We start from the raw sequence: 18,520 nt of genomic DNA on the forward strand, positions 1-18,520 counted from the left end.
AAGCTATAGAGCCTATAGCTAGTGCAGGTCAGGTTTTCCTACGTCATACCGCGATTCATTCGCGGTATCTCAGCATAGATTCCGCTAACACGTAGCGGAATGACGAGTTCATAGCTTACCAAATTATCGGTAAATCTAAATTGCTTTAGTTATAGCTATATCTTATATTGTTCATATTAAATTAATTACTTATATTTCTTCACTAAGATATAGATTATACCAATATAAAAATTCACACTTTTTTAGTAGAGATCACCTTATATTTGAAGAGTTAATAAATTAGAGGTTAGAATTATGACAATCAATCAACAAATAAATAAAAATATAACTAAAGAAGAATACTTTAACAATAACGGCAAAGGGTTTAATTCGCCACATGTTGTAGAAGTTAAAGATTTAAATATTAAAGTAGAAGTTTATTCTCATAATTTAAGAGCAAGTAAAATTGCAACAATTGAAAGTGAGATAAAAGAAACAGCTACTAGTTTTAAAGATACATTCAAGTTAGAACACAGCAACTCAGAACAAACATTTAAAATTTATATGTTTGATGACAAGGATGATTACACTCACCTTGGCGGAAGCGAGCGTTTCGGTTCTTACCTTGGAGATGAGGGTGGTAAATGTTACTACAAAGGGGAAGCTGATGTTTTTGCTGAAATGTATGTCTATCAGCAAGGTGGCGTTCATAACCTTCAGCATGAATTTGCACATGGTTTAACTTACTTGGCTACAAGAGGTAAGCACCTACCTACAGTATTAATGGAAGGAATTGCAGATTACTTTGAGCATCATTCAGATCATAAATTCAATTCTCAAGGATCAAGTATCGATAAAACTGAAGCTGCAAATTTGGATTTAGATAAAATTTTAAGTTTAGAATATTCAAAGGACAGCGAAGCAAATAGCCTGGTTTATAAAACAGGTCATGCGTTGATAATGTACTTACAGGAAAAAGATCCTAGTTTATTAAGAGACTACCTAGATGCTTTACGTCAAGGTAACTCAGATGAGTCAAAAAGTTTCTTGAAAGACATAAAAGGACATGATGCTGACTTCAAAAGTTGGCTTGCTGAGAATGATACAGAAACTGCTATGGAAGAAATTAATGCCCTACAAGTTACAAAAGGAGATTTTATAGCAACTGGTCAAGAAATAGTTGGTGGAGAAATTAAAAACATATCCTACTATAAAGCAAATATAGAAAAAATAGATGGAGAAAACGTTGGAAGTTTTTCTCCTGTAGAACATGTGTCGTTTTATGATTATGCTCGTGCTGTTAATAGGGCAACAAATGATAACCTCGATATATCAAAGGAATATCATTTCTTAAAGGCAGTAAAAACTGCTGATGGGCAGGTTAAGCTGACTTACTCTGACCAACAAGGTAATGAATATCAAAACAGTCAAGAGTATAAAATGCAAGCTTTAAGGATGCTATCAAAATATGGTGAAGATCTAAGAAAATCTTACTCTAATGGGAAAGAAGACTTAGAAAAAATACGTGCGAGCGAGCTAGAAGACTTAGATAAGCAGAAGGATATAGAATATGATGATGTGTTGAAAGGCCTGCGTGAACAGGAAGAAACACAGCATCATGATGCATACGAGCAACACAAAAGAGGAGAGATCTCTTATGAGAAATTTGTAGAAAAATGCAATTCAGCCAGCACTAATTATTGTAATGAAGATAAGAGATTATATAGTGCTACACAAGACAAATATACACAACTGAAAGATGCAATACTAGATAAGTATGAAAATTTAAAAAGTACCTTGCTTGATAAAACCATAAACACTGGCTTAGAACAAGTAAAAGCGACTAAGAACATCGATGTAGAAAAGATGTTAGAAGAGATGATCAATATCGATCCAAACTTAATCAGAGGTACTCACATTAATCTACAAGAAGGTAAGATTTTTTCTATGCAAGCTCATGGTCAAGGAGATATGGGTGCACTGTCTATATATGACGGAAATACAAAGCTTGGAGAATTATTGAGCGAATCAGGATTTTTTAAGCAAGTTGAAGGCCAAACTAAAGAAACTTTTGTTTTTGAGGACATATTGCACAACTTAAATGTTCAATATGATGGTGGTGCTTATATGGCGGTTACAAAAGAAAATGGTCATTATAAAGCTTCTCTGATAGATGGCAGAACAGTTGAACGCGATGAATACTTTGATGAAGCACATTTACATGAAAATGAATTGTTGCATCCTAGCACTGGACACATCCAAAAAGATTTAGATTCTCTGCTCCTTAGAGGTACCAAAATTTTGAATCATCAGGATTCAAAGCATGCACAATATTCTGATGAGCAAAAGGCAAATGGAGTAATCGTGGAAAAAGGAAAATTACTGGATAATAAGGGAACAGATAGGACAGACGACGATGTATACGAAGCGGTTGTAAAGCAAGGAGACGAGCGCTTACATGAATTCAAAAATATGGGCTTTTATATTACCGAAGAGGTGAAAAATGAAAGAGGTGAAATTACAAATGGAAGTAACTTGTTCATTCATGATCACGGAAAAAATGTGCGCTATGAGTTACCTGAAAAAGTTACTCATCTAAAGTTAGTGCAAAAGGATGGACAATATAAGTTAGCACCATCTGATTCTGAAGGGAGAGAGTATAATGGCATACCAGATGAATATAGATATATAGATCCAATATTTGCACATGAATATGAGAAGAGAGATTATTCCCATAAACATGTAAATGTGGGCCTTATAAACTTAGAGAAATATGGCTCTGGCAAACTTTTTGCTATAAAGTACGATCCAAATGATTACCAAATACAAAGAAACTCTAGCGGTGAAATAGTTAGAATAAAAGATCAAGCATATTTCACTAAAGTAAAACTATTTGATGGTGATACTGATGAAGAAATTGGAATGTTATTTAATAATTTCCATAACTTCAAAGGGAAAATATTCTTTTCTGCTGATTATAACTACAGTTATAACGACTTCCTCGCATCTGTTTCTCCTCAAGTTGAAATTGAGGACATGGGGAATGGAAGTAAAAAAATAACTTTCGATCAAGGTGATGGTGATATCGGTGACACTAATAGAGGCTACACGGACTATCAGAGAATATTCACAAAAGAGAAACAAACCGAAAGTCCAAAAGGGCAAGTAAGTGAAACTAAGACAGAAGTTGATACATCACACATAAGTCACAATACTACTAATGTTGTTGCACAAGCTGCTGAAGAGAGAACTGTATCAAACGACAATAGTGAAATGCAGTCTGATCAGCCAATTCCATCACAAAGTTTAACAAGAACGAAAAGAACAGCTTCAGTGGAGGAGAAAGAGCAAGAACAGGTAGTATTAAAAGACACAATTCTCAAAATAGAAAAGAGTCGCGAGCAGGACTCAGAAGGGAAGCACAAGGCAAATGTAACCATAGATTATAATGATGTGAAAGCCTTGTATGATAGAGCGGAAGGAGCAGAAAAGCAATCTGTGTTAAAGTTTTGGCACAAATTGGCTGAATCAGGATATAAGGTTGGTGCTTTGCCGGAAGACAAATACTATTTTGAAAAAGGCAAATTCGTAATCCACGATAGTGGCACAAAGAAGCTTATAGTGTTACCTGAAGATAAGGTGTCCATCAAAATAATGAAGGATGGTGATAGTTATAGTTTAGCTATATCAAGTGGTAATGGCAAAGTAATAAGCAGCATTAGTAAAATAGATAATCCAAATTACGAATTGCTGTCAGATTCAAGTCATTTCAATTTAGGGGAGCAAGATAATATTGTATTATCAGATCAACATCACGAATATAATCTTTATCTAGAGAATGGCTTTGTGAAAATGTTTGATTACACAAGCGACCACATTTATCACGACCACAACTCAGCCTACATCTAATACATACAAGGAGGCAAGTATAGCTGACCCAAGCAACACGTCATACCGCGATTCATTCGCGGTATCTCTTAGCCGCTAACAAGTAGCGGGATACTTAACCGTCATACCGCGATTCATTCGCGGTATCTCAGCCGCTAACAAGTAGCGGGATACTTAACCGTCATACCGCGATTCATTCGCGGTATCTCTTAGCCGCTAACAAGTAGCGGGATGACAGCAGTCCTACGTCATACCACCGCGAACCGTCATACCGCAGCGGTATCTCTAGATCCCGCTAACAAGCAGCGGGATGACGATTGTCAGGGTGTCATCCCAGCGCCTCTATGATGTCATCCCAGTGCCCATACACTGGGATCCAGATTGGACACTAAGTTGGTGAGTATAAAAGCATAGCTAACGCGAGCTCTACGTCATACCGCCGCGGTATCTCTAGATCCCGCTAACAAGCAGCGGGATGACACCTCTCTTGGGCTCTTTTAGCTACAAACATTAAGAAATTTACCAAACGAAAAAAAAGGCAAAAGAAGCCCCGTGGTGCGAGTTTTGACTCTATATTACTGTAAGTGGCGCTGTAATAATGTGCTAACGCTTAAAATAAGCGCGATTTGGCTGAATGTAGAAAAAATTTAAAAGACATGCAGCCGCTATAATTTTATGTAATCCGCCAAAAAATACCCTAAGTTTTTTACTGAATTTTGTCATTGAGCCTGCAGGTCAAAAACAAGTTTTGAGTCAGAAATACCCTTAATACTACAATAAGGGGGTTGGCGGAGTTTGTCAAGGAAGTTTTGCATTTAATCCGTTTATGGCTTAGGTGCCGGCCAGCTACTTGACTCCCGGCTGGGTCGAATTTGTATAGCTACATTGTCGGTAAATCTAAATTGCTTTAATAATTTTGATTGAAAAATAGTTTTTCTATTATATAAATGCTACTTTAGGGTAATCAAAATGGAAGACGATAAATATAGCCTAGGTTTAAGAGTTATCCATTGGTTGATGGCTGTTTTTATTATTGGTATGCTTTGCTCTGGACTTTATATGAAAAGCTTACCACTTAGCAATGAGATTAAGTTCAACATATACGCTATTCATAAGGCTTGCGGTATCACTATTCTTGGACTAATCATAGTACGCATATTTTTTCGCGTCTTTACTTATGTTCCACGACTTCCAGCAAATTTTTCTCGATTTGTAATCAATGCAAGTAAAACAGTACACTTTGGTTTATATTCTTTAATGGTGCTAATGCCACTATCTGGCTATGTTATGTCTTCTGCTTCTGGCAAAAAGATCAAGTATTTTTTTCATATCCCTTTGTTGATTAATCAAAACAAAGATCTAGCTAACACGGCTAATCAACTACATTCGATGCTTGCATGTTTTATGGTACTCTTTATAATCTTGCATATACTTGGCGCTTTGAAACACACATTTATAGATAAGCAAAACATTTTTAAACGTATGATATAGGTTATATGTTAAGTAGCCTCTGGAAAAAAGGAACAGATTTTCTTGGTAGTGAGTTTGCGATAATGGGTGGTGCTATGAGCTGGGTTTCAGAGAGAAACTTGGTTTCGGCAATCTCAAACGCTGGTGGTTTTGGTGTAATTGCATGTGGTGCAATGTTTCCAGACCTATTGAAAAAAGAAATCATAGAGACACAGAAATTAACTAACAAATCATTTGGTGTAAACCTAATTACTATGCACCCAAAGTTAAGTGAGTTGATAGATGTGTGCATTGAAACGAAAGTGAGCCATATAGTGCTTGCTGGCGGATTACCAACGAAGCCTAATATAGAAAAAATCAAGAGTGCAGGCATTAAAGTTATGTGCTTTGCACCAGCATTAAGCCTTGCGAAAAGGTTAGTAAAAATGGGAGTAGATGCGTTAATAATAGAGGGAATGGAAGCAGGCGGGCACATAGGGCCAGTTAGCACTTCTGTTCTCGCACAAGAGATATTGCCTCATTTTAAAAATGAACAAATACCAGTGTTTGTTGCAGGTGGAATAGGAAGAGGTGAAATGATAGTTAATTACTTAGAAATGGGGGCAAGTGGCTGTCAAATAGGTACATTATTTGTCTGCACTAATGAGTCAATTGCCCACAAAAATTTTAAGAAAGTGTTTATTAAATCAGCCGCACGTAATGCAATACCTTCTGTACAGATAAGTGCTGATTTTCCTGTAATTCCAGTAAGAGCTATAGCCAACAAAGCAAGTGATGATTTTATGAAGCATCAAAAAAAAGTTATTGATGAATACCAAAAGGGACAGATCTCAAAAGAAGATGGGCAGCTTGAAATAGAAAAGTTCTGGGCTGGAGCTTTAAGAAGAGCAGTAATTGATGGAGATGTTGAAACGGGATCTTTAATGGCCGGTCAAAGTGTTGGCATGGTTGATAGGGAAAAGCCTGTAAAAGAAGTGATAGACATATTAATTCAACAGGCAAACAATTATATTGAAATGTAGAAGTAGAAGAGCAAATAATTATCCATAATACGGCATAATTGCCCAGTTTTAATGTAAAATTAACGCTAAAAAGGTATCTATACATTTTATTATGTATGGAGAAGTCTATGCCAAGTTCTAAAAAAGATATTAACCAACAATTGCGCGACACTATATACAAAAAGGTAACAAAAAAAACACATAGTAATCAAAGTCCAAAAAAAAATGGAGATGGAACTATCGCAAAATGCATAGAGTTGTTCAACAAAGGAGCTGACCCTAACGTATTAATTCAATTAGAAAAATCACTGAGAGAGCAAGAAAAATATCAAAAATACTATAATTATTACACCGAGAAATTTCTTCCAGCATTGGAAGTAGAAATAACAAACTCAAAAAAACTAACTACAGCAAAAAGAACGGAAATAGAAAAAATAATTATGGAACTAATAACTTTAGATGTTGTTAGCAAGAGCAGCAGTGTAAGCTCAATACCAAGTGCTGTTAAAGAAAATATTGAAGATCAAATGCAGCTAGGACATATTGAAGAGCAAAACAACACACAAGAAACACCCTTGAATATAGCTGAGAAAAAAAGTGGTGATAATAAAATACTTAGTAATTTAGGTATTACAGAAGAAATACTTGAAAAAGATAGCAAGGTTGTGGAAGAAATAAAGGAGCATAAGCAGACTTCTGAACTCAGTAATGATAATGATTCAGATAGTAGAATAGATTCACCTAGAAAGAGTGAAGAAAGTTTGGAATTACCAGTAAGGAGCAGTATAAGCTTTACTGAAGAAGATAGTAATCCACAAAAAGCAGAAACTGAAAATAAAGTGCTGCTAGAACAGACCACAGAAAAAAAGCCAGCTCAGGTGTCATACCAGTGCGTGACACTGGGATCCAAAAAAAAAGAAAATATGGACCCAAGTGGTCAGGCTACTCAGAGGACAGGTAGTCAGCCAGTGAAATCTGAAGAACAAAAGGACAAAAAAAATACCATTACAACCATGCAGAAACCTCCTGTGAATGAGAAAAAGGGTGAAGATACTCCACTTAAACAACCCAATAACAGAAATCTTCACGTTGCACTTGTAGCAGGTTGTGCTCTCTCTACAATAGGGTGCATTGTTGCAGGAGCAATGACATCAGGACTGGTAGGAGCAGGACTACTTGCTATGGCTGCAGTGTTTGCTATAGCAGCAGTAGCTGAATTGCATTCAAACTTCCTATCAAGTAAATTAACATCCATTAATGTGGAACCTCTTGTTGATGATAAAAAGCTTACAGCATGTTCACATCTGTAAAAATTAAATATGTGTTACTTGTAGTGGATAAGTGAATTCAGTTCTTGCCTATTGATATAAAAGTTGTTATATTTGAGGAATATTTAAAGGGTATTTAGTTGATGCGCATTCAATTGAATAAAGTTTTGGTTTTTATAGCCTTATTAAGTTTCATTTTTGCATCATATTCTAGCGAAGCTTCGGTGAGTGATGAATTAAAGGATGTACAAGAAACAGTAAAAGATTTTATTTCTTCATTTTCAATTAAAGATACTGTAGAAAATATGAGTCCTTCAACAATCATAGGGTTGTGTATAGCTGCGGTGATACTTGCAGTAGTGTTCAGAGGTCTAATCTTTTTGATGATAATGTTTGGTGTACTGATCATGATGTTTGGTAGTACAGAAAAGGCAACAGACTACTTAAAAGAAAAATTTAATTTTGCAAAAGATATAAAATTACAATCCGATAGCGAAAAAAAAGATAAAAATTAAGATAGTATTTTTATCTTTTTTAATTATCTTTATTGAATACGCATATGCAGCTAAAAGTACAAGCAATTAACTCTAAGTTTGAAAAAAAGAACAACTTAGCATTACTAGAGAGCATTGATTTAGATTTCATTCCTTATGCTTGTCATTACAATGAAGAAACTATACTAACAAAACAGGGAGAGTTGTTAAAAATAATCAAGTTAGAAGATTATTCTTCTGTTGATAATTACAGCGACCTTAGAACTGAAATTAGAAAAAGCATATCAAAAAATATTAATAGCCTATATTTTACCGTTTGGATTCATACTGTCCGAAAGCGCAATAAATTGAGCTTAAAATGGAATAAAACTGAAGACTTCTCTGATAAGCTACATTCAGCGCGGTTTGATAAACTCACTGATAGTAAATTACAGTATATAAATGAATTATATATTGTAATATTGTTTAGCGATTTTGGTAAGCATACTAATAATTCATTTTTTTTTAATAGAATAAAGAATAAGCATAAGCTGTCTTTACAAGAAAGCCACCAGGAGTTGCAAAAGATAACTGACTTAATTCACGATGATTTAGGACCTTTTGGAGCTAAAAAACTGGGTCTAAGATTTAGTGAAGGTAAAATATATTCTGAAATGATAGAATTTCTCCACTATATTGTTACATTAACGCACAAAGATTATCCAATACATGAAAGGGACCTGTCGCAATATATTAGAAATTTTAAAATAGCTTTTGGTTTCAATACGTTTCAGACAATCTTTGAAAATCAACAGAAATTTGGCTCTGTTTTCAGCATAAAGGAATACCGAGAAATCTCCTTAGGCAATATAGATAGGTGCTTGCAGCTTGAATCTGAATTTATCATTACAGAAATAATGATATTTACTAGTAATAGTAAGGCAATAAAAGAATTTAATAAACAAATTAACATGCTGCAAATTAGTGAGGATAATACCTTACTTAAAAGCTCAGGAATTGAAGAAATAATAGAGCTTGAAAAGACCTCTAGTCTAGACTTCTGCCAACAGAAAATTATTTTTACAATATTTGCAGACGATAGGAATAAGTTAGCCGAAAATATTAGTGATTTATCTTCTATAATGTCATTAATTGGCTTCATGATATTTAGAACTGATCTACATATGGAAAGTCATTTTTGGGCACAACTTCCGGGCAATTTTACCTTTATTACACAACCGAAAAATATATTAGCAAAATATGCTTGCAGTTTTGCTATGCTGCATGATTTTACGTCAGGTACATTAAAAGGAGGAAGGTGGAAAGAAGCGGTAACAGTTTTTTTCTCAAAAGAAGGAAATCCTTACTTCTTTAATTTCTATGGAAAAAGAAATAATGGCCATACTACGATACTTGGAGCTCCAAATTCAGGCAGAACTTCACTCATTAATTTCCTATTATCAGAATCAAGAAAGTTTAACCCAAGAATTGTCATATTGGATAACACTGGAAAGTCGATAATTTTTACTAAAGCAGTGAGTGGTAAATATTATATAATCGATCCGAAGTATAAGGACAAAAGCCTAAAATTTAATCCACTAAACATTGAAGATAGTGCTTCCAATCGCAATATGTTGGTTGAACTGATCAAAAGAATGGTAGCCGATACGAGCTTGGTGGACGTAGAAGAAAAGATAAGAAAAATTGTGGATTCTATATTTGCTATACCCAAGGAGTCACGTTCTATTGCGCAAATTTCTGAGGTGCTTTTGCTCCTCGGGGGTAAAATAAGTAGATGGTGTGACGGTGGTGAGTTTGCTTACTTATTTCAAGATGGTAATGAATCAGATATTGACTGGGAAACAAAAATTATATCTCTCAACACCGCAAACCTCACAAAACGAAAAGAATGTATGTCCGTGATACTTTACTATTTTTTATATTCTTTTGAGGCAAAATGTGATGGCTCGCCTGCAATACTTGTTTTGGATGAAGCATGGGAGATAAGTAATATCTTTCCTACAGAGAAAGAGTTTGATAACTGGATGCAAAGAATGACGGAACTAAATGTTGTAGTAATCCTAAGTACTGAAAACTTAAACCTCGCATTTGCTAGCAAATTTACTCAATATTTAGATAAACATGTTGATACAAGGATCTTGATGCCAAACGTCAATGCAAATAGGTTATACATGAAAGCATTTTCTTTATCGAAAGAGGAGCTGAATATAATTCTGCAGACGCCAACACAGGAAGGTTTATTTTTGATAAAGCAGTATAAAGGGTTAGTAACTTTAAATTTAGATTTAAAGAATATGCAAGAAATACATGTACTTTCAGCTAACAAAGAGACGATAAAGTATATGTACGAGGCAATAAAGGAAAAAGGAGAAGAAGTTAATGAGTGGTTACCGGTGTTTTATGAGAAGTGTAAAGCTTAATTTCTTATTGATGTTCTTTTTGATACTTGGTCTTTCGTATCAAGGATATGCTGATTGTCCGAATTTTGTAACGAGTAATACTTGGTTCGAAGCAATAGTTAGCGGAGATTGGGTAAAAGAAATTAAAGTACAAGCAATAAAAGATCAAGGAGTTGATGGCTATTTTAATCCTAAAATTAGAGTATGTGCTTATGATGGAAAAAGTTATTGTTATGACTTACAAAGCGGGGAATCCTGCCGCCAAATATATGGAACACAAAGTACAGGTGGGGGTGTTTCTGCTGCAGCTTTTATTGACTGGGGAGGGGATAAAATGCTGAATGGTGGAAAAATTCATGGACAGGTGACACGGGGTCTTGAGTGGGAATGGGCAGATGGTGTTACTGATGAGGAAAAAAGAAGATTCGCTAACTCTCCTAAAATATGCGCTTGCAGTCAAAAGGGTGCTTGTATATCAGGTATTTCTGCATGGGATTCTAGAGTTTTTTCAGGGGAAAATATCTTTCGCCCTGGAGAAATGGAAAATGTTTGTGATACTTGCTATCAGGAAAAAGTAAAATGTGCCCCTGTGCCACTTGCACCTGGCCCCCCTCCGTTCTGTGAGCAACTTGCGATGTCACCTCCACAAGTTAGAATTGTTCCTATAACAGATGAAGACAATGATTACTTTAACCCTAAAGTTAAGGTAATCATTGGTGATCTGAAAGGAGGAGACGGAGAGATTGGAGAAAAATTAGATTTCCCTAAAGGGTATGGAGAAGATAAAGCTGAGTGGCGCTCTATTTTAGACAAAGATGGCATCACGTACTACTTCAAAACTTATAGAGAAAAAGATAAGCTCTGCGCTGAATACCTTGGAACTCAAAGTATAGATGAAAAAAATCCACAGTTCGTCCGCTGTTTCCCGGCACCACCTACTCCAGAGCCTGAAGTAGTAGAGATAGTAAAAAGTAACACGCCTGGAAAACAGAGTAACACGTTAAAGATAAGAATGAAGATGAGTGAGAACACTTGTACTTATGAAGCACGTGGAACCTACAGCAATGGTTTATGTACTTTTAATGTTAATGCTGGTTCTTCTACAAACATTGGCCCTCTATCTTTAAAGGTAGTAAAACCGAGAATAGTTAAAAAAACAACTGATAGTAATAACGAAAAAAGTTATATTGATAATATTATAGAAGGTATATTAGAAAGTAATCCGCAACAATTTAAAGTTCTGAAAGAATATGACTATGTTCCTGATATTGAAACAGAATGTAAAGAGTTTCAAGGAAATAAATGCAAATTGAACAGCTTAGGACAACCAGAAGTAGAAATAAAATATAAAGAAAATTCTAACAGTAGAATGCTTTGTCTTTCTGGATGGCAGCCAGAACCAGAAGAGTTTGTTCTTGAAAGAGAAAATAAAATAATACCACTAAAATTAATGGGAACAAAATATATTAAATACAATGCTGTTTATTCAAAGGAATCAAATCGGTTCTATTATCTTCCAAGCAAGGAAAGGGAAACAGTCGACCTCTTAAAAATAAAAAGACTTCAAGATCAGTTGGATAAAATAATATTTAATAAGCAAGGGTATGTTTTCTTCCCTGACGACAATAAACAGGAAAAGGGGAAATGCAGTTACTGTGTAAAAAGAAATGATGAGATAGACAAGGCATTTAAATCTGGTAAAGGACTGAAAGTAGTATACAAATTGACGGATGTAGAGCATAGAGAAAAATGTAATCAAGGTGATGATGGTTGCATCTGCTCTGATGGAAAATGCAGCCGTTCAAAACAATATTTGAATAAAAATGAAAATGATAAGCCATTCTACTTAAGGTATGAGGAAGTGGATTGTAAAGATAAGGATGGTAAAGTATTAAGAGATGAAAAAAATGAAGTACAAAAGTGTACACAATTAAAAGATCAACTGATTAAAGCAGATAGAACAGAGGTCTTTTACGCTGATAAATTGTGTAGGTTCGATTTAGAAGGTCTCAAAAAGAAATTAAAAGAGATAATCAAGAAACAGCTGAAAAATAAGAAACCAGATCTTGAAAAAAATAATGAAAAATCCTATGATCATGAAAATAAAGATGTTTATACAGATGACTTATCAATAAAATTTGATCGTGTTGAAATAGAAGCGTGGGGAAGTGGTGAAGCAGGTCATATAAAAGATACACCTATTAACTGCGAATCTTCTGTATGTTCCACTGAAAGTAGAGCAGGAATGCCAGGCGATTATATTAAAGCTAAACTGAAAATTGACCCTAATTATCCTGTAATTAAGGTGAAAGTTACAGAGGGAGGGGGTAACCAGGAAAATAACTCCTCAGATAAGGACGGAGGACCTATTTTTATAAAAATGTGTCGTTCAGACAAACAAGATTGCAAGCCATTAATCACTGTTGCAGGTGGAGGTATGTATAGAACATATGGTCCTGAACATACAAGTTATCGGGACACAATAATTCATGAACCGAGTTTAGAGTTAGAAAAAACAGTCATACCAGCAAGTGCATTGAAGTCTACTGAAGATAATAAAATAACATATATAGAAGATGGTCAAGTCAAGTATGAAATAATAGAGTGTGGAAGTGGTTTGAGAAGCAGTAAACCTGGTGCAGGTGGTTGCATTTATAAAAGCAAAGAAATTTATGGTAAAGGCTCTCCAGGGTATGTGAAGATTAGACCTATTATAAAGGAATTTGACAAAGAAGAAATAAATGATGCTATTGAAAAAGTGACAAGAGATCTATATGATCTTGAAGCTATGACTGATTTTTCGACGAAGGACCTTAATATGAATATAAGAGAGAAAGTTGAAGAGGAAATCAAAAAAGAATTGTTAAGGTAAAAAGATATAACTCTGAAAATTATGCTCTCGTTTTAATAATTAATTAAAGTAAAGCATGTAGTAAATGGTGTATCTTAACAAAAAGGTATAACGAATGTAGGAGGGTGCTTTATGTCTCTAAAGAATAAAATTTCTGAGCTAATAGAACAACAATTTAGCATTAAATACCATGACAATTATTTGGCTACCACTATACATAAGTGGGCTGCAAATGAAATATCTAATTCTATTGCTTTTTGCATAATTGGTTGTGGAAATTGCAAGATTGGATATTAAGATGTTGCAAATTCATTCAACATAACAAAAGAAGAAATTGATCAAGGTAATATTGCAAGCATAGAAAGCAAAATAAAAAGTGAAGCTGAAAAATCAGGTAGTGAGTTTCTTAAGTTGATTTCTAGAATGGATCAATCGCTAAGAGAACAAAGTGAAAAGTCTATTGTACAAATTTTAAACTCATCTGCTGAGGAGATGTTACAGAGTTTTTGTGACAGCACTATATGGCAAAATAATTCTCCAGAACCTCAAGAAGTTAGTGCAACTCCTGCTTCATCTGAAGAGTCTGCTACAGAAGGTCCGGAAACTAGTGTTAATCCAGATCCTTTATCAACCTAATCAACCCCATATATATGTTTTTTTTGTACCCATGCTTTACGTTTTGGGGTGGAAAGAAAGCACCATTCTTCGTTGCATTTTTCTATTTTCATTACAACGAACTTGTCTATTTTCATAGTAATCTTGCTGTCTACACTCTGTTTTTGATATCCATAAGTATCTTCTTTTATCATTGCGTGGTGCTTATCACTAAGCAGATTGCCTTTTATCCATCCGCAGTCTTCATCTATATCGCAGACCTTTTTCCAACTCTCAAACTCTTCTATCACTTTCAGGGGCAGATTTTTGCAAGTGTATATCCATTTTACAGGATAGTGAAACCCTGGCCCTGTTCTCATGTTGATTTTGTTTGACTTTGTTGAAACAAAGTTATTAGCAAACAAGCTATGACTAAATAATAAAAACAATAGGATAATAGTACTGAACCAAGATCCCAGTGTCACGCACTGGGATGACGTGAGGGATAGTGTAACAGACTTATTCATCATAATTCACGATTAGATTGACATAAGATAAAGAGTAAATTAAAAATTGAATAGATCTTTAAATGCAAAATCAATGCCTATAGAAATATTAATGCCTGCTCTTTCACCGACAATGAGCAAAACTGGAGGAAAAATTGTCAAGTGGCATAAAAAAGAACAAGACAAAGTTGAAGTAGGCGACGTAATTGCTGAGATAGAGACTGATAAAGCCATAATGGAGTTTGAATCTATAGATGAAGGAGTTTTAGCAAAAATTTTAGTAACAGAAGGAACAAGTGGCGTGCCTGTAAATCAACCAATAGCTTTAATGCTGGAAGAAGGAGAAGATGAAAGTGCACTTAACAACTATACTTCAACTTCCATCAATAGTGCAGTTAAAAAGGAAGTGACAAAAAGTGCTGTTGATAATCAAAAATCAGAACACCAAGATTTAAACGGAAAGCCAACAAGTCATTCTTCGGTGTCATTCCAGCGCGTGACGCTGGAATCCAGAAGAAAAGAACCAGTGTCAGCTACTCAGATGACAGAGGGTTATGTAGAAGGTAGAATAAAAATAAGCCCATTAGCTAAGAAAATAGCTCAAAATGAAGGGGTTAATGTGCAGCAATTAAAAAGTACAGGACCATATGGTCGCATAATTAAGGCTGATGTGTTGGAGTCTTTAGGTAGTGGTACACGCATTGAAAGTCGTGAAAGGCCCGAGGAAGATACCATGGTTGAAGTAAGCAATATGCGCCAAGTGATAGCACAGCGCTTAACTGAATCCAAACAGAATGTTCCACATTTTTATTTAACTGTAGACTGCCAGGTTGATAAGTTAATATCGTTAAAAAACGAGATTAGCTCAGCAGATGAAAATAACAAAGTAACAATTAATGACCTAATCATAAAAGCTGCAGCTTTCAGCATGAAAAAATTTCCTGATATAAATTCTTCGTGGATAGATAATAAAATACTTAAATACTCGAATGTAGACATTTCAATCGCTGTGGCACTTGAAGATGGGCTAATTACTCCTATAGTAAAAAATGCTGATAAAAAGGGTATTTTATCTATATCAAAAGAAGTGAAAGATTTAGTAAGCAGAGCAAGATCTGGAAAATTAAGGCCAGAAGAATTTCAAGGAGGTGGGTTTACTATTTCCAATTTAGGAATGTTTGGTATAAAAGCCTTCAGTGCTATAATCAATCCGCCGCAATCTTGCATTATGGCAGTTGGTGCATCCAAAAAACAACCAATTGTTATGAATGAGAAAATAGAGATAGCAGAAATAATGACAGTAACACTTTCTGTTGACCATAGAGCAGTTGATGGAGCATTAGGAGCAAAATTTTTAAATGCCTTTAAGCATTATATAGAGAGTCCTCTGGCGATGCTTATTTGAAACCTATTAGCATCGTTATTACAAAATTAATACCTCTAAGTTTATAATTCTACTAGTTAATAGGCTTAGAGGTAAAAAAATGAATACTACAGTAGAAAAAAATAATCCAAAAATTTTTCCTAAAAATGAAGGAAAGATTAACTCAAAAGGCATGGTTGCCCCACCGGTACCACCAAGAGCACCAGAGACCAAGTTATCGTCGCAGAATGAGTTAGAAAAAATAGTAAAGCTTAAGAAAGTTGCTCCACCTGTTCCTCCGAAATCTTCCCAAGCTAAATTTGCTGGAATAAAAGCGATTTTTGAGCGAAATGCATCTCATTCCCAAGCAAATGATAGTAATAAAACAGTAAGTAGCAATCTTGGAAGAACATTTGGCCCAACAATGCAAAAACTCATGAAAGACAATATTCATAGCACTTCTAACAAACAACGCCGTGATTCAGGGGATAGTGGTATCAGTGATGTTAGTAGCAGTACTCTTGATAAAAAAGCTAAAGCTTACAATCCACTTGATTGGAATCCAATCTATCAAGGTAAAAAGCGCTTTAGCTTAGACAATATGTCGAGTAATTCGTCTTCATGTAGTGAAAAAAGCAATATTTCAGATATAAGCGATAAGTCTAATAATTCAAACATTGTCAGATGTAATATTACTAGGAGTAACAGTAAGGAAGACCTTCGTAAACCTGATGCTTCACATAATGACAAATCTGCAGGTAAAAAATTATCTAATGTCAACGTAAGCGAATTAATCAGAAAGTTTGAACAAGGTAATAACATAGTAAAGGGGCGTTAATCAAATATTACCCTATCTTTGTATATGCAAAGGTAGGGTATCTTTTCAAAATATTATATCCTTTATAGCTTTGTTAATTTTTGATTCCTTCTCTGCAAAAGCAGCTTCTAGAGAGGTTTTAAGTTTTTCCCATTCCTCTTGACCATTTAGAATTAAAGATTTATATTCATTTTCAATTTTTTCCAATGCTCTTTGACATGAGGAATCTAACTCCTCATACAAATCAGTATTTACTGATTGCAGTATTACCAAAAACGAAAACAAATTTGGAGCAGGTAATTCTTCTCTTGTGTAATTCAGAAGACACAGCTTTATTTTTTTTACGCAGTATTCTATTGTTTTTAACGATAGTAAAAGGCTTTCTGCATAAAATATAAAACTATCTACAATCAAATTTTTTGACTTTTTCGGTAATTTAATATTTTCAAATAGTTCTTTTGTAAATTTTTCTATCGGTTGCTTCGGTAAATGTAAAGAGAGATCAGTAAAAGATTTTAGGTCAAAATTTGGTCCAAGTATCGTGCTAATGGCTTTATGCACATTGCTCTTATCTTTACTTACAGAAATAATGAAAACCAGCCCCTCCACATCAAGCATATACTTTATAGATTCCAAAAAATCGACAACGAATTTAGGGCGGCACACATCAAGATTATCCACCATTATATAAATGTTTTTGTCTTTTCTAATTCTATTAACTACTTTTGCCAATTGTGTTTTAAAATCCTTAATGTTTTCTTCTCTTCTTTGAAGAGTATTCAACTCTCTCAGTACAGAACCAATATCTTTCCTATCAGCCTCTTTTGTAGCGTCAAGCAATACGGAAAGCATAGCAAGTGGAGATTTACTGATCAGCTTTCCTAGTGTGTTTAGAGAAAATAGTTCTTGGTTTATGTTCTTGAACTGTTGTATAACGCTTCTTTTTACTTCATACGATGCAAATAAATCTTCAAATAGAAAATTTAAAAAAGAAGGAAGTGGTTGATCCAGTGCATTGATATCCCATGCGTTATAGTAAGCTGCAATTTCATTTTGCTGTTTTAACTCTTTTACCCACTCTTTCAGAAAAAACGTCTTACCCCATCCGTCATATCCTTCTAAAGATATTATTGTAAAAAACTGATCAATCGTTTTAATTATAGTGTTGAATTTGCCTGAAAATTGCTTATAGTTTAGACGGTCATTTTCCCAATCCGCCACTTGAAGTGGTGGCGCTGTTTCTTTCTTCTTGAACGTTATTAACGATGCAAGTTTTTTTAAGCACATACCTTATTTTATATTTAACTCATATTCTTGTCTTGAAGTGAGGGCTGCTTTTAACGTTCCTTCATCTAGATAGTCAATTTCTCCGCCCATTGGTATGCCGCAAGCAAGACGTGATATTTTCACATCCAAATTTTTTAGCAATTCAATTATATATTGTGCAGTAACTTGACCCTCTAATGTCGGATTAATTGCAATAATTATCTCTTCAACTTTAGATTTTGTCACTCTTTCCAGAATAGTATCAAGGTTAAGTTCTTTTGGACCTATGCCGTTTATTGCAGACAATCTGCCCCCCAAAACATGGTATAAACCTGAATATATATTTCCTTTTTCAAACGCCCATAGATCACCCAATTCTTCTACTACACACAGTAACTTAGTGTCACGTTTTGGGTTAGTACAAATAGAACAAGGTGATTTAGTATCTAGATTTCCGCAAATCTCACATTCTACTATAAGATCTGCTAGCTCTTTAATCAAAGATACAAGTGGTAGCATAACTTTCTCTTTGTTTTGGAGTAAATGTATAACCAACCTGCGTGATGATGATGGTCCTAAACTTGGCAATTTAGAAAAAGCATGAACTAGATTCTTTATGTTAAT

14 protein-coding genes are annotated in these 18,520 nt (G+C 34.7%); 11 read left to right on the forward strand and 3 right to left on the reverse strand.

All coding sequences use genetic code 11. The annotated features are described in order from the left end of the window. The first annotated feature begins 294 nt into the window (after positions 1–294). The 9 genes from AAGD68_RS06590 to AAGD68_RS06630 all read left to right on the forward strand — a co-directional run bounded on the left by AAGD68_RS06590 (position 295) and on the right by AAGD68_RS06630 (position 13,986). Positions 295–3,888: a peptidase M2 gene (locus AAGD68_RS06590; RefSeq protein WP_341814213.1), complete on the forward strand. Its 3,594-nt coding sequence runs from the start codon at positions 295–297 to the stop codon at positions 3,886–3,888. Positions 3,889–4,836: 948 nt separating this feature from the next. Next, positions 4,837–5,358: a cytochrome b gene (locus AAGD68_RS06595; protein ID WP_253307207.1), complete on the forward strand. Its 522-nt coding sequence runs from the start codon at positions 4,837–4,839 to the stop codon at positions 5,356–5,358. A gap of 5 nt (positions 5,359–5,363) precedes the next feature. Then, the gene (locus tag AAGD68_RS06600) at positions 5,364–6,359 is read left to right on the forward strand and encodes an NAD(P)H-dependent flavin oxidoreductase (RefSeq protein ID WP_253307206.1); all 996 of its coding nucleotides are present in this window, start codon (positions 5,364–5,366) and stop codon (positions 6,357–6,359) included. A gap of 107 nt (positions 6,360–6,466) precedes the next feature. Further along, positions 6,467–7,648 carry a hypothetical protein gene (locus tag AAGD68_RS06605; RefSeq protein WP_341814214.1) on the forward strand — a complete coding sequence of 394 codons (1,182 nt, stop codon included), beginning with the start codon at positions 6,467–6,469 and terminating at the stop codon, positions 7,646–7,648. 101 nt (positions 7,649–7,749) lie between these two features. After that, the gene (locus AAGD68_RS06610; RefSeq protein WP_341814389.1) at positions 7,750–8,121 is read left to right on the forward strand and encodes a hypothetical protein; all 372 of its coding nucleotides are present in this window, start codon (positions 7,750–7,752) and stop codon (positions 8,119–8,121) included. 44 nt (positions 8,122–8,165) lie between these two features. After that, the gene (locus tag AAGD68_RS06615; RefSeq protein ID WP_264687856.1) at positions 8,166–10,520 is read left to right on the forward strand and encodes a type VI secretion protein; all 2,355 of its coding nucleotides are present in this window, start codon (positions 8,166–8,168) and stop codon (positions 10,518–10,520) included. Continuing rightward, entirely contained in the window at positions 10,501–13,371 is a 2,871-nt protein-coding gene (locus AAGD68_RS06620; RefSeq protein ID WP_341814215.1) for a hypothetical protein, read from the forward strand. Before AAGD68_RS06615 ends, AAGD68_RS06620 begins: the two co-directional genes overlap by 20 nt. Positions 13,372–13,482: 111 nt before the next feature. Next, positions 13,483–13,647, forward strand: a complete 165-nt coding sequence (locus tag AAGD68_RS06625) for a hypothetical protein (protein ID WP_265016560.1) — start codon at positions 13,483–13,485, stop codon at positions 13,645–13,647. 126 nt (positions 13,648–13,773) lie between these two features. Continuing rightward, positions 13,774–13,986: a hypothetical protein gene (locus tag AAGD68_RS06630; protein WP_253307210.1), complete on the forward strand. Its 213-nt coding sequence runs from the start codon at positions 13,774–13,776 to the stop codon at positions 13,984–13,986. Here the strand turns inward: AAGD68_RS06630 and AAGD68_RS06635 are convergent. Further along, complete coding sequence (locus AAGD68_RS06635) at positions 13,983–14,474, reverse strand: SH3 domain-containing protein (protein ID WP_264687854.1); 492 nt, start codon at positions 14,472–14,474, stop codon at positions 13,983–13,985. The two genes, AAGD68_RS06630 and AAGD68_RS06635, sit on opposite strands and share 4 nt — an antisense overlap. A gap of 70 nt (positions 14,475–14,544) precedes the next feature. Here AAGD68_RS06635 and AAGD68_RS06640 point away from each other — a divergent pair, with 70 nt between their 5' ends. Both AAGD68_RS06640 and AAGD68_RS06645 read left to right on the forward strand, forming a co-directional pair. Continuing rightward, on the forward strand, positions 14,545–15,855 hold the full coding sequence (locus AAGD68_RS06640; RefSeq protein ID WP_265045554.1) for a pyruvate dehydrogenase complex dihydrolipoamide acetyltransferase: 1,311 nt from the start codon (positions 14,545–14,547) through the stop codon (positions 15,853–15,855). Between the two features lie 79 nt (positions 15,856–15,934). Then, positions 15,935–16,651 (forward strand): hypothetical protein, encoded by a 717-nt coding sequence (locus tag AAGD68_RS06645; protein ID WP_253307212.1) that lies wholly within the window; start codon positions 15,935–15,937, stop codon positions 16,649–16,651. Between the two features lie 45 nt (positions 16,652–16,696). On the opposite strand, the gene AAGD68_RS06650 is transcribed toward AAGD68_RS06645, so the two are convergent. Beyond that, on the reverse strand, positions 16,697–17,917 hold the full coding sequence (locus AAGD68_RS06650) for a P-loop NTPase fold protein (protein ID WP_341814216.1): 1,221 nt from the start codon (positions 17,915–17,917) through the stop codon (positions 16,697–16,699). Positions 17,918–17,920: 3 nt separating this feature from the next. Beyond that, the gene (recR, locus tag AAGD68_RS06655; RefSeq protein ID WP_253310001.1) at positions 17,921–18,520 is read right to left on the reverse strand and encodes a recombination mediator RecR; all 600 of its coding nucleotides are present in this window, start codon (positions 18,518–18,520) and stop codon (positions 17,921–17,923) included.

The sequence above is a fragment of the Wolbachia endosymbiont (group A) of Machimus atricapillus genome (assembly GCF_964027095.1).
Classification (GTDB): domain Bacteria; phylum Pseudomonadota; class Alphaproteobacteria; order Rickettsiales; family Anaplasmataceae; genus Wolbachia.